General features: G+C 41.6%; 13 protein-coding genes. 8 read left to right on the top strand and 5 right to left on the bottom strand.

Features of this window, described 5'->3' with window-relative positions; all coding sequences use genetic code 11:
• Positions 1–178 precede the first annotated feature (178 nt).
• The 7 genes from mtnA (at position 179) to NDA03_RS18360 (ending at position 5,238) form a co-directional block, all read left to right on the top strand.
• Positions 179–1,237: an S-methyl-5-thioribose-1-phosphate isomerase gene (mtnA, locus tag NDA03_RS18390; RefSeq protein ID WP_348238793.1), complete on the top strand. Its 1,059-nt coding sequence runs from the start codon at positions 179–181 to the stop codon at positions 1,235–1,237.
• 40 nt (positions 1,238–1,277) lie between these two features.
• Positions 1,278–1,916 (top strand): type IV pilin-like G/H family protein, encoded by a 639-nt coding sequence (locus tag NDA03_RS18385; protein WP_348238792.1) that lies wholly within the window; start codon positions 1,278–1,280, stop codon positions 1,914–1,916.
• A gap of 115 nt (positions 1,917–2,031) precedes the next feature.
• Entirely contained in the window at positions 2,032–2,631 is a 600-nt protein-coding gene (locus tag NDA03_RS18380; protein ID WP_190430203.1) for a type IV pilin-like G/H family protein, read from the top strand.
• 91 nt (positions 2,632–2,722) lie between these two features.
• Positions 2,723–3,364 (top strand): type IV pilin-like G/H family protein, encoded by a 642-nt coding sequence (locus NDA03_RS18375; protein ID WP_348238806.1) that lies wholly within the window; start codon positions 2,723–2,725, stop codon positions 3,362–3,364.
• 73 nt (positions 3,365–3,437) lie between these two features.
• Positions 3,438–3,734, top strand: a complete 297-nt coding sequence (locus NDA03_RS18370) for a hypothetical protein (protein ID WP_348238791.1) — start codon at positions 3,438–3,440, stop codon at positions 3,732–3,734.
• A gap of 61 nt (positions 3,735–3,795) precedes the next feature.
• Positions 3,796–4,596, top strand: a complete 801-nt coding sequence (locus tag NDA03_RS18365; RefSeq protein WP_348238790.1) for a sterol desaturase family protein — start codon at positions 3,796–3,798, stop codon at positions 4,594–4,596.
• Positions 4,597–4,704: 108 nt separating this feature from the next.
• Positions 4,705–5,238: a rhodanese-like domain-containing protein gene (locus NDA03_RS18360; RefSeq protein WP_348238789.1), complete on the top strand. Its 534-nt coding sequence runs from the start codon at positions 4,705–4,707 to the stop codon at positions 5,236–5,238.
• A gap of 39 nt (positions 5,239–5,277) precedes the next feature.
• On the opposite strand, the gene NDA03_RS18355 is transcribed toward NDA03_RS18360, so the two are convergent.
• Positions 5,278–6,303 (bottom strand): 1-acyl-sn-glycerol-3-phosphate acyltransferase, encoded by a 1,026-nt coding sequence (locus tag NDA03_RS18355; protein ID WP_348238788.1) that lies wholly within the window; start codon positions 6,301–6,303, stop codon positions 5,278–5,280.
• On the opposite strand from NDA03_RS18355, the gene NDA03_RS18350 reads away from it, so the two are divergent.
• Positions 6,286–6,852: a hypothetical protein gene (locus NDA03_RS18350; RefSeq protein WP_190430894.1), complete on the top strand. Its 567-nt coding sequence runs from the start codon at positions 6,286–6,288 to the stop codon at positions 6,850–6,852. The two genes, NDA03_RS18355 and NDA03_RS18350, sit on opposite strands and share 18 nt — an antisense overlap.
• Before the next feature lie 181 nt (positions 6,853–7,033).
• On the opposite strand, the gene NDA03_RS18345 is transcribed toward NDA03_RS18350, so the two are convergent.
• The 4 genes from NDA03_RS18345 to NDA03_RS18330 all read right to left on the bottom strand — a co-directional run bounded on the left by NDA03_RS18345 (position 7,034) and on the right by NDA03_RS18330 (position 12,942).
• Positions 7,034–7,621: a GDSL-type esterase/lipase family protein gene (locus NDA03_RS18345; protein ID WP_348238787.1), complete on the bottom strand. Its 588-nt coding sequence runs from the start codon at positions 7,619–7,621 to the stop codon at positions 7,034–7,036.
• Positions 7,622–7,735: 114 nt separating this feature from the next.
• Positions 7,736–8,389: a hypothetical protein gene (locus NDA03_RS18340; RefSeq protein ID WP_348238786.1), complete on the bottom strand. Its 654-nt coding sequence runs from the start codon at positions 8,387–8,389 to the stop codon at positions 7,736–7,738.
• 45 nt (positions 8,390–8,434) lie between these two features.
• On the bottom strand, positions 8,435–9,907 hold the full coding sequence (glcD, locus tag NDA03_RS18335; protein ID WP_190411117.1) for a glycolate oxidase subunit GlcD: 1,473 nt from the start codon (positions 9,905–9,907) through the stop codon (positions 8,435–8,437).
• 8 nt (positions 9,908–9,915) lie between these two features.
• The gene (locus tag NDA03_RS18330) at positions 9,916–12,942 is read right to left on the bottom strand and encodes a tetratricopeptide repeat protein (protein WP_348238785.1); all 3,027 of its coding nucleotides are present in this window, start codon (positions 12,940–12,942) and stop codon (positions 9,916–9,918) included.
• Between the last annotated feature and the right edge of the window lie 45 nt (positions 12,943–12,987).

The raw sequence follows: 12,987 nt of genomic DNA, 5'->3' as shown, positions 1-12,987 counted from the left end.
TCGCTAACGCAGAGTTACGCAAAGATATCAGTTGCGCTTTCGGCGTTCTTTTGCGTTAAGGCAAAATTACCCTAAGTGTTTTCGGGAGAAAGCACGAGGTAAAAAAGCAGTTAGTCGGGTAAATATCGGCTAAGTTGTTAGAAACTATCATATTGATAACTAGCAACTCACCGCCAATATGTCTACCAAAACTCAAGTTTTTCCGGTTATTTGGAATCAAGACCGCGTTTTGCTCATCGACCAAAACCGCCTGCCTACCGAGTACACGTTTGTCGAAATCAGCTGCTGCGAAGATATGGCGCAGGCGATTAAAACGATGATTGTCCGGGGGGCACCGGCGATTGGTGTTGCGGCTGCCTACGGGATGTACCTAGGGGCAAGGGAGATTCAGTCAGACAAGCGTGAGGAATTTTTGAGCAAGTTGGAGCAAATTGCCGAGATGTTACGGCAAACTCGTCCAACTGCGGTTAATTTATTTTGGGCGATCGCGCGGATGTTGCGAACTGCCTATGAGTCGCTCGGAACGGTAGAAGAAATCAAATCTATTTTACTGACAACTGCTAAGGCGATTAATGCAGAAGACTTGCAAACTTGTCAGGCAATCGGCGATCACGGTTTAAAAGCTTTACCCTCCAAGCCTCATAAACTGGTTATTTTGACTCACTGCAACGCTGGAGCCTTGGCAACTGCTGGCTATGGAACTGCCTTGGGCGTTGTTCGTTCTGCGTGGCGAGATGGGCGTCTGGAGCGAGTCTATGCCGATGAAACTCGTCCCCGCTTGCAAGGTGCAAAGCTGACTTCTTGGGAATGCGTCCAAGAAGGCATTCCAGTTACGGTAATTACCGATAGTATGGCAGCTCACTGTATGAAACAGGGTTTAATTGATGCAGTCGTTGTCGGTGCTGACAGGATTGCCGCGAATGGTGACACTGCTAATAAAATTGGCACTTACAGTCTGGCACTGGTTGCAAAGGCTCACAATGTTCCTTTCTTCGTTGCCGCACCCCTCTCTACGATTGATTTTGAGTTGTCTTCTGGCAACAAAATTCCGATTGAAGAGCGCCACGCTTCGGAAATCTACCAAGTTGGCGATACGCTTCTTACTCCTGCTGGCGTAGAGTTTTACAATCCAGCATTTGATGTCACTCCCGCTGAATTAATTTCAGCAGTGATTACCGAGTATGGCGCGATCGCACCCAGTGAGTTAAAACAGTTTCAGACCAAACAATTGGTTTAGAAGGGCGCAAGAATACAAGAAAAATAAAAAGGAACGAACCTTGGGAAAGACTACAGCCGAAACCAAACATCATCTTTTGAAAAACGAACCAATCCGTAAATTTGCGGCGTCTACACAAACAGATTCATCGTCTCTTTACAATTGGCAAGATTCCCTCAAACAGCGAAGAAACATACTCTTTTTCGCAACGGGTGTAATAACGATAGGGAGTTTGGTATTGGTAGGTAATCCCATTGCTTTCGCACTCGGGTTTCCCCCTATGTTGAAATGTGGCCCAGTTAAGCAATCAGCAGTGGAAGAAAATATTGAGTCAATTAACTTAGCTCAAGAAGCCCATTTTTCTGAAAAAAAGTCCTTTGCTAATGACTTTAATAAGTTAGGAATCCGCCTTCAAAAGCAGGGAGACGACTATGAATATTCAACCCGTGCCACTTCTTCGGCTGCCTTTAGTTATGGGATATCCCAAAGTAAAGGAAGTAACAGTTACGTTGGGGCTGTGTTTGTAATACCAGCTACTGAGGCCAAATCTAAAGTTGCTAACCGTGAGACAACAGTAACAATTTTGTGCCAAGCGGATTCCCCTGGCGCAATCAAACCTGTAGAGCCAGCTTATCAAAATGGCGCAGTTGCTTGCGGCTCCAACACCACAGAAATCTACCGTTATTCGCCTTCAGGCTAACTCGGAAGAAAGGTTAGATTGGGAATTGACACTTAAGCAATCCCAAATCTAACCTTTTCAGGAATTTCTCATTTTCCCAGTGAATACTTATTAAAGCTTTTTGTGCTTTGCGTGTATGCAAAACACAAAAAAGTATATTGGGTTTATTTACTTGACAAAAGTGAAGATGATGAGCATCTATTTCCGAGCTAAGTGGTTACACTTTTTATTTAAAAAACATAAAAATGAAGGTATAGCCTTCTACATTGGAATTCTGATTCTTATAATAATTTTTGGTGTTTTGGCAGTTATGGCTTTGCCTATTTTTTTGAATTGTGCCAATACTGCCAATAACAAGAGATCGCAAGGAGAAATCTATATCGTCTCTATAAACAGAGGACAAGAAGCTTACTATTTAGAAAATAATACTTTTGTTGCTTCTCTGCCGAAACTCGGTCTAAGTATTCCAAGTAAAACAAAAGATTATGAATATTCTATTCGTGCAACAAAAACAGCGGTATTTAACTACGCGATCGCTCAAGAAACTGCTTCAAAACCCCTGAAGAGCTATGTTGGGGCTGTATTCATCGTACCGGACAATCATTCCCGAGACTTAACTACAGTAAGGATTCTGTGTCAAGCGAATGCTCCCGGTGCAATCAAGCCTGTAGAGCCAGCTTATCAAAATGGCGAAGTCGCTTGCGGTTCTAACACCACAAAAATCTCCCGTTATTAGTCTTAAGGCTAACTCGGAAGAAAGGTTAGATTATGGATTGGTATCTAAGCCGGCTAAAATCTAAACTTTTCAGGAATTTCTCATCTTGCCAGTGAATACTTATTCAAGCATTTTGGACTTTGCACCTACGCAAAACACAAAAAAATATCCGGGGTTTGTTTACTTAAAAAGATGGAATATGAATATCTATTTTAGAGCTAAGTGGTTACAATATTTGTCAAATAGAAATGAGAACCAAGGTAATGTCTTGATTGCGCTTTTGGTTGTCGTTGTCATTAGCATTGTTGGTATTTTGGTAGCTATAGCACTTCCTAGCGCTGTGAGCTGTGGAGGCAAAGCTGGTCAATCAGAAGGGAAACAATATATCGGCTCAATGAATAGAGCACAGCAAGCCTACTATCTAGAAAATGGTGCTTTTGTGGCTTCAATTCCGAAACTAGGGTTAGGTGTTCAATCTAAAACAAAAAATTACGAATATTCCGTTCGAGCCACAAAAACGGCAGTCTTCAACTACGCGATCGCTCAGAAAACTGCCTCAAAACCGCTGAAGAGCTATGTTGGGGCTGTCTTCATAGTACCTGTATCTAAGGTAGGCAAAAAGGCGGCTAAAAATAATAAGGAATCGTTAACAATATTATGCGAGACAGATACTCCTACTAGCCAATTCCCTGCCGAGCCAACTTACCAAAAGGGTGTTGTCACTTGCGGTTCTAATACTCATCCGTTACGCTAGTAGCACATCTAAAAATTATAGCGATCGCCTGAAACGGCAATCTTCCAAATCAAGTGATTCACCGGAGGTAATCATGCAGCTTAAGGATGAAGAAGAACAAAAGTCAGCCAACATATCCTCACAATTAAATCTACCCATTAAAGCTGAAGAAACAACTGAAAATACAGCAACGAATGCGGCTTCTAAAGAGAAGTTATCGCGAAATCATCTTAGTAACGAAATAAGGCCACTCTTCGTCTTAATGGGAGTTTTTGGTACGCTGGCTCTTGGAGCCTTGTTCACTCTCGGTATCTTTGTCTTTTCTGATATGTTTACTACTTCGGATACTTGTGGAGCGATGCAATCAGAAGAAACTACCCAGGCTCCCTAACTCCTAAAAAGGTATATGGTGGGCAATGCCTACCATAATTGATAAATAATGCCTAAAAATTATGCTTCCTGATGTTGTTAAAGGCTTTTTTATACTGCTGTTTATATTAGTCCCCATAGAAAAAATATTTTTTTTACATAAACAGAAAATATTTCGTAAAGGATGGGTAACAGATGCCATTCATTATTTTATTGGTTACTTTGTTGGTAGAACCGCAGAAATCGCAATTAGTGGAATATTAATCGGATATCTCCTCAAAAGCTTAATTAACTCAGAATTACAAATAAAAGTTGCCTCTCAGCCTGTATGGTTGCAGTTCATAGAAGCAATTTTAATCGCCGATACTGGATATTACATTGCTCATAAACTTACTCACAAGATTCCTTGGTTGTGGAAATTCCATGCGATTCACCATAGCGTAGAACATATGGACTGGTTGGCAACGGTTCGTCTGCATCCCATTGACCAAATATTTACAAAAATTTTTCAGATAGTTCCGCTATACATATTAGGCTTCACTAAAGAAACATTTACTGTATTTTTTCTTTTTGGTGCTTTTGAAGCCTTCTTTATACATGCCAATATCAAAATTAGATATGGATGGCTTCGGTGGATAATTGCTACTCCAGAATTTCATCACTGGCATCACACGGCCGATCGAAAGTTATATGATAAAAATTTTGCGGCACAGCTTCCAATTTTAGATTTAGTCTTTGGCACCCTCTATATGCCTGCGGGTAAAATGCCGGAGAAGTATGGGATATCCGATCCTGTACCTTCTGGGTATTTTGGACAAATACTCTACCCGTTTTTTAAACGAAAAAAGTTTATGAGCCAAGCTAGAAAAATAGAAAATATATAATAAAAAAAATTATGCTTCAGGATTTTTATTTCTAATTGTGCCTAATGACATCTCGGTATTACGGTTGCTATGGTAGTGAGGTTGAGGTGCGATTCATCGGAAAATTTTATGAAAATACTGACTAAAATAACCAGTCGTTTACGTCCTTTACCTGTAATTTTAGGGGTTGTCGCTGTTAGTGTTGGTGCAATAGGTGCGGCGATCGCGTTCGCAGACATCGACATCCAAGCGATCGCAACTGGCAAATATGCAAACAAAGTGACAGTAGTGCAGTTGCAGCAGGGAAAACTAAAGCCAGTGTTTCTTATTGATGTGCGATCGCCAGAGGAGTACGCTGAAGATCATATTGCCCAAACTCTACTGGTACCTCTGACTCAGATTGAAACGGGTATAGGGATTGAGCGTATTAAGGCATTGGTGAAAAAGAGTGTTCAACCCAATCAACCCGAACCAACGGTAGTGCTATATTGCACCAAAGGAACCCGTTCAACTAAAGCCTACTGGATGTTAGAGGGAACGGGGTTGAAGATGGCAGTCTTATCAGGCGGTATTACTGCATGGCGGAAAGCCGTGCCTGCGGAACAAGATAAAGCGGTCTTATCTCCAATTATTTTACAAGCCAAGAAGTTGAATGTTAACTAACTTCTTATAAAAACTGATTGAATGCAAATCAAACCTAGATTACTTCTTCCTCAGAAGTTGGTTAATTTGACTTTGCAGCTTTTCTTGTAATAGTTGTGCGTGTCGGTAAGCAGCGTTTCGGTCTTGCCGAGTAGAAGTTTTTGGTTCTGGAAGTTGCTCGTCTTCAACAACTTCGGTTGACCAAGTTTGATAGAGAGGCTGAATAAAATAACGCAGCCGACTTCGCATCGCCCAAACACCCATTGATGGGAAGAGAATGAAGAAAAACATCAAAAAAGAGACAGGCAAAAAAGGCAAGTAGATGGCTCTTGCAAATTTTTTGAGATTGATTGCCCAAGGATGCAAAGATTCATTGCCGATGCAAGCAACGGGCAGAATCGGAATGCGATAGCGATCGCTTAACTGGATAAAACTTGGATGAAAAGTGTCTAACTGATAACGCCTTTTCCACCCTTTTCCCGGCCCGCGTATGCCCTCCGGAGCGTATAGTAAGATGGTTTTTTGAGCCACCGCCGCTTCAAATTCATCAGCTTCTGCCCTAACGCCACCTAGAACTTGCGACCATCCTGGAGGTAGCCACCAAATCACCCAGGGATGTTCAAACAACGAAACACCCGCCAGCGGTTGCACAACCCATTCCCGTGTCTGGCTTAAGAGCGTTGCTAATCCCAAAATATCCCAAGGAAAACACATTCCCGCATGGTTCATTGATACAATCAATGGCCCAGTTTGAGGCAAATTTTCGAGTTGTTGTAGCTCTCCTTGGAAATAATATTTCACAATCGGAGCCAGCACTTCATCTCGGAAAGCCTGCTGATAATTTGGGTCGAACTCCCCTTCTCCCCGGCGGGGTGAACGAAAGCCGAGACGTATCCAACGAATCAGCAACGCCAAATAAAATCCCCCAGGAATGAGAAACAATCCATACTCCAGCCAATTCCAACCATCGGGATCGGCGTGATAGTGTTGCCAGTGGCGGTTGAATAAAATCAGCCAGCCTGGAGGATACCAAAGACAAAACCAATCAAACCAATTCCAACAATAATCGTGAATACGCCCAGCCATGCCATTCTCAATCTCGGCATTCTCGCTAAACCGCAACAATCGCACTTCAATCTCCTAATCGTGTTCGGCGCTATATTACCCGATATTCCAATTTTTGTTTTCTACCTTGTGGCGAGATATATTCAACGCCTACCAGAACGCCAAATCTGGTCAACCGCTTATTACCAACCCTTTTGGCAAAATATTATCCACCTGTTTCATTCAATTCCATTGGCTTTAATTGGGGTCGCGATCGCTCGCTACTACGGGTGGAAACCTATTGAAATTATCTTTTTGAGCATGGTGCTACATTCCCTCGGAGATTTACCCGTCCACAGCGACGACGCGCACAGGCATTTTTTGCCCTTCAGCGACTATCGTTTTATCAGTCCTATCTCTTATTGGGATACTAACAAATACGGCACGATTGTTTCTTTTGTTGAGCGGTTGCTGGTGCTGGTAGCGACCGTTTACGTCTTCGGGATGGTTCACTCCTACATCGGCAAAGGACTACTCATTGCAGTGAACTTGATTTATTGGCTCAGTTATCTCTATTTCTGGGTTTTCTAAGGGATATTGAACTTTTCGCCGTAAAGTTACATCTTGCTCTAGGCTGTTGAAACACAGTTACACAAACAAAACCTGCTGGGAGCAGGTTACAAAACCCTTTATTTTCAGTTGGTTCGCGCTTTCCTAGCTAGAATGAGATCGCCTTTCCATTCGGAGAGCTTGGCGCAAGATGTGAGTTGAGCTATTTTAACCACGATAACCACGCAGACCAACTTTGCACTAAGTGAGCAAATTCCGCATAACCGGCAGCACCAGGGTGAGCGCCGTCATTCGCTGTTGCCTCACCGATCCACACCGATGACGCCTGTAAAGGAGTAAAAACATCTAAATAAGGCACATTGCGATCGCTACATAAACGAGCTAACTGCTCAGACAAACCAGCGATCCTAAAATTTTGCTCAATCTCTGCAACGGGTGGCGCTCCCACCATCAAGACTGGAAATGTTTGCCTTGCAACTTCAAGAATTGCACAGCAATTTTCTAGGGAATCCGCTAACTCCACACGAGTCTTCCCATTTTCCAGGGTGGTGTCATTGACACCAAACGAGAAAACAATCCTGCCATCATATTCTTTAGGCAAGCGACAAGCAACCTCACCTAGCCAACGGGATCTAATATCCGCGCTGGTTTCCCGCCGTACCCCAAGATTGTAATAAGTAATGTCATAACCTTGCTTTCGTGCTGCTGCACAAATTCTTCCCGTCCAACCAAGACACTCTGGATCGCCAGTTCCGTTTACAAAGGAGTCACCAATAAAGCAAATTCGCATTTTGCCTGAAATCTATTTTTAGTTTTTTCTTTACCTATCTATTTTTCTGAATAGCACAAGCATCGTTGCCTCTAGAAGGACTTCACCGGATTAAGCGATCGCTCTTACAGTTTTTCATAACAATTCCATTTCCTCTTTAATATTTTGCCTAGCTTGTTGTTCTAGAGCAACAAACATTTTTTCAGTAAAATATATTCGTTCTCGGTTTAAAAAGCTCTGCAATACTTGTTTCCTACCTGTTCTGTATTTTGTGGAAGAGACCCATAAATACTCTTTTCTAATTGCTTGAGCATATATTCTGTATTTAGTAGCCGATGCTCCTAATATAGAAAGGTCTGCATCTAGAAAAATTTTGCTATCAATACCGTCTATATTTTGATTGTATTTGGTTTTTCTAATTAAAGAATATACAACCTCTATAGTTGATGAGGGAATGTCTAACCCTTTCAAAATCATCGCTGCATATTCTGCACTTTTTTCCTCATTATCGTTAGCTTTTGGGTTATAAACTGCATCGTGAAACCAAGCTGCAAATTCAATTGCTGCATAGTTTTGGGATAGCGATCGCAAATCGTTAAGCGTTGCTAAAACTTGTTCTATATGCTCCAAAGTATGATAATATCTACCATCACTGGAGTAAGCCTTGAATAAGTCAAGCAACACTTTCTGAGCAATCTTTTGCTCAACCTGAAACGGTTGTAGTAAAGACTCCCATCTAGATTGCAAATTAGAGCATTTTTCTGTGTCTAGATTGTAGCGCGATCGCATACTTCCCCAAATTTCTTAGCGAATCATTTGCTCTTGGTTAATGAATTAAAATATATCAACTGACTCAAAGTGCTTTTGAGACTGAGCGTGTGCAGCTTCGCCACAGGTGCGGGGAGTAGGAAATATTTTACCTGGATTAGCCAAACCCTTGGGATTAAATACTTGGCGTACCCATTGCATTGTTTCTAAATCCGTTTCGGTAAACATTTGCGGCATATAGCATTTTTTATCTGCTCCAATCCCGTGTTCCCCAGAAAGGCTTCCGCCTACTTCTACGCAAAGTTTAAGAATTTCTCCCCCTAATTCTTCCACCTGTTCCAATGCCCCAGGAATCGAATTATCATAAAGAATGAGTGGGTGAAGATTCCCGTCTCCAGCATGAAAGACGTTAGCAATACGATAGCCGTATTTTTGGCTCAATGCTTCAATTTCTTGCAGTACAAATCGCATTTGAGTCCGGGGAATTACCCCATCTTGGACATAATAATCAGGGCTGAGTTTGCCTGCTGCTGCGAAGGCTGCTTTCCGTCCTTTCCATAGTTTTAGACGCTTTTCCGCTTCGTTTGCCGTGGTGATGCTACGCGCTCCATTGGTGGTGCAAATTTCCGAAATACGCTGTTTATTTGCCGCCACTTCCACTTCTAAGCCATCTATTTCGACTAATAAGATAGCGGCAGCATCTCTGGGATAACAACCTGTGGCTACAACATCTTCGACAGCGTTGATGCTGATATTATCCATAATTTCCATACCGCCTGGAATTATCCCAGCGCTGATAATATCTGATACAGCGGCTCCAGCATCTTCGACACTGGTAAAATCTGCTAAAAGAACGCAAATTGATTCCGGCGTTTTAAGGATTCTCAGAGTAATTTCTGTAGCGATACCTAGTGTGCCTTCAGAACCAACAAATAAACCTGTTAAATCGTAACCAGGCATTTCGGGAATTTGTCCTCCCACGTCTACAATAGAGCCATCGGGGAGAACTAGTTTTAAACCTAAAACGTGGTTAGTGGTAACACCATATTTGAGACAGTGGACGCCTCCAGAATTTTCTGCAACGTTACCACCAATCGAGCAGACAATCTGGCTGGAAGGGTCAGGCGCATAGTAAAATCCGGCACCGCTAACGGCTTGTGTTACCCAGTTATTAATTACTCCTGGTTGCACCACAACCCGCTGATTTTCTAAGTCAATGCTCAAGATTTTTCGCATCAATGCAGTAACAATTAGCACGCAATCTTCTACAGGCAAGGCTCCACCAGAAAGTCCAGTGCCAGCACCGCGTGCAACCCAGGGAATTTGATTTTGGTCGCATATCCTTACTGCCGCTGCGACTTCTTCTGTGGTGCGCGGCAGCACAACAAGGGCAGGTTTTTGTCGGTAGCTAGTTAAACCATCGCACTCGTAGGTTATTAACTCCTCACGACGCTGCACGACGCCGTTTTTCCCGATAACTGCCTCAAATTGCTTAATGATCGGTTGCCAGTTTCGTTGTTGTTTGTCTTGGGTAATCATCGGTAACTCTATGTCTGCGTAAGTCCCTTTTGGACAACCTGTTTATAAAAATCTTCAAGAGCTGCTACACAACTTTTGTCATCATAAAGATAGTCATGGCGAGCCTTGATTCTTTCTGAAACGTCGCGCCGCCAAACTGGGTCTAAACCTAACTTTACAGCAATATCAATATATTCTGCTTCAGTCTGAGCAATTGTGTCTGTCACCCCGATCATTCTGAGGAAGCTATAAGAGTGAAGACCTCGCATAAATTTCCCAGGACAGGTGACGACGGGTAAATTGCAAGCGATCGCTTCTAGCGCTGTATTGCCACCAGACCAGCTTATCGTATCCAGAAAAATATCTGAAAGTAAATTGAGCGTTAGATAATCTGGGCGACTAGGAACCTTAAGAAATACACAATGGTCTTCGCTATGCAAACCAACTAATTCAAAAGCACGTGAGAGACGTTTCCGCAGTAAATCACCTCGAAGAAATACAAATTGAGCTTCAGGAATACGCTGTGCTATTTCCGCAAAAATAAAATCATATTGTGGCAAATATTTGAAAGGTGCTTGGCAACACAAATAAATAACTGAATCATCCCGTAACTGAAAATCTGAGCGGGTTTTTGCCAACACAGGAATATCTTGTGGCTTTGGATAAGCCACACCAATATTTTGTAGACGAATCAGTTTCTCCGAATAATGTTCTTGTGCATCTTCCGGCTCCATCAACTGACTAGATAAAAAGTAATTCAAAGTTGGTAAACCAGTTGTAACTGGATGTCCCCACGCTACGCATTGTACAGGAGCAAGACGCAATCCAGCTATTTGTATCGTTGGAGCATCCATCCCAACTTCTGGAAATACAAGTATATGTAGTTTGTCAGACAAAATCTGTTGACATACAGCTTCAAGATTATAAGGAATATGGTGAAATACATCACTGTAATCCCGAAATTGTTGTGTTATATGGTCTGGTTCATTTCCTGTGTAATAACAGTAAATTTCAAAGTTTTGCTTTTCACAGTAACGCAACCAGCCTGTTAACCACAAGGTTCCGCTGTAAGAATGCAGATAAGCCGAAACATAACCAACACGAATTTTGTTGTTCTCCTTAAGCGGAGGCATGGATATAGGCTGCACCCATTGTGGATAGTTTGCTGCCATAATTTGATGGACTAAATTTCCATACTGACATTGCAACCCTACAACATTGTGAGCCTGATAAGCTAAGTAAAAGTTAGTGAAACAACTTATACCAATTAAAGCATTGGTTTTTTCTTCTGGCGTTTGAATTTCTGTCTCTTGAATTAATTTTTGTAGACCTTGTATAAATCTTTGACAATAAAAGTCAATTTCATTTGATGTATCGTAAACAGATGGTAAGATCAAATTTTTGAAAAGTTTGAATACGTATTCATTAGGCAGGATTTGAGATGCCTTTTCTGCACTTGATATTGCTTCTTTAATCCGTCCGTCCTGCTGCAATAATTTAATCAAGTAAAAGTGCAGTTTCCCAGCTTTCGAGTGAAAGCGAATGCCTTCTTGAAGTGTAGATATCGCTTTTTCTATCCGATTTAAATGCCTAAAAGATTCGCTCAAATTAAAATAAATTTCTGAAGCTGCTACTGAAACTTCCAAAACACTTTGATATTGCTTAATCGCCTCCTCATATTTCCCTAAGCTATAAAATTTATTTCCCAAGTTTAAAAGAAGCTGAACTGGATTAGCTTGAGCTGTTAATGCGATTTGCAAGTTACTCAATATAGTGGTATCGTTTGGGTTGAGAGATAGAGCTGTTTCATAGGCTTCAATCGCTTGAGTTAGAAGGTTCTGCTCCATCAGAAGGTTTCCTAAATTGAGGTAGCTACCAAAGTGGCTGGAGTTAGCTGCGATCGCTTGACGGTAGACTGCTTCCGCCTCCTTACTTTCACCTACCTGAGTGAGAAGATTGCCCAAATTGTTGTAAGCTTCAATTAGTTTGGGTTCAAGCGCGAGCGCTTCTTTATAAGCTGAAATTGCTTGAATATTTTGATTGAATTTCTCTAAAGCTAAACCAAGAATATAATATGCTTGAGCTGAAGAGGTATCTATTTTTATTAAAGTTAGAATAGATTCGATGCAGTTTTGATATTTTTCTGTTTCATAATATAGTATTCCTAAGTTTAGCCACGCTTCAGTCTTGTTATTTCGCCACAAAAGAAACTCGCGATACTTTTTTTCTGCTGCTGCAAAATCCCGTTGATGGTGGAAAGATAATGCTTCTTGATAAAGTTTATCTAATCCTTCTTCTTTTTGTTCAATAAATTGTAATTGATAGATAGCCTGAACAACTGATGTTTGCCGCACTTGGCTGAAAGCAGACCAGGGGTAGTTAGATTTTTTATTTGCATCCCAACTGAGTACCTGAATCCCATTCCAAAAAGTGTGATAGCCATCTCCTGGCGTCAGCAACTCCAGCAATAATTCGCACTCTGGGTTAGCAGCCATAAAATCCCAATTAGCTTGGCGCACCGCTTCCCAATTGCTATCATCGATAATAATCAATGCCTTCTCTGCTAGAAACGGTTTGATTAGGAGTAATCCTAATAATTGCGACCGATAGTCGTGAGCACCATCATATAAATAAACCCCGATTTTGTCATCTGGATTAATTTCTCGAAGCTCTAATAAAAATTCTTCAAAGTCTTGATTGCAAAAATAAACTCGATCTTGAATATCAAAACTTGATAAATTATTAATTAATTTATCCAGATTCTCACCGGATTGGTCGAATTCAGAAAAGTTATCTACAGCGTATGCCATTCGTTCTGGATGATCGAGCAGTGCGCCAATTAAAGTAGAACCTTGATAACAGCCAATCTCGCAATATATTTCATCTGGTTCCATGCACTCCACAGCAAAATTGAGCAACTGCATTACGTTGGCAGTAGTCATTCCTTGAACTTGGTCAAGTGCCTGCTGAAACCGCTTTGATTTAGGTACAACCGATTCGCGTCCCCAATTTTCATAAAGGCTGGGCAGTTGCTCAACAAACTTTTGGTAATCCATCGCTAACACCTTGTATGCTTACTTTTAGTTTATCTAAAGAAAAAA

This window comes from Trichocoleus sp. Lan, from assembly GCF_039961855.1.
Classification (GTDB): domain Bacteria; phylum Cyanobacteriota; class Cyanobacteriia; order Cyanobacteriales; family FACHB-T130; genus FACHB-T130.
The sequence above is the reverse complement of the archived record's forward strand: the minus strand, read 5'-3'. Positions and strand labels throughout refer to the sequence as shown.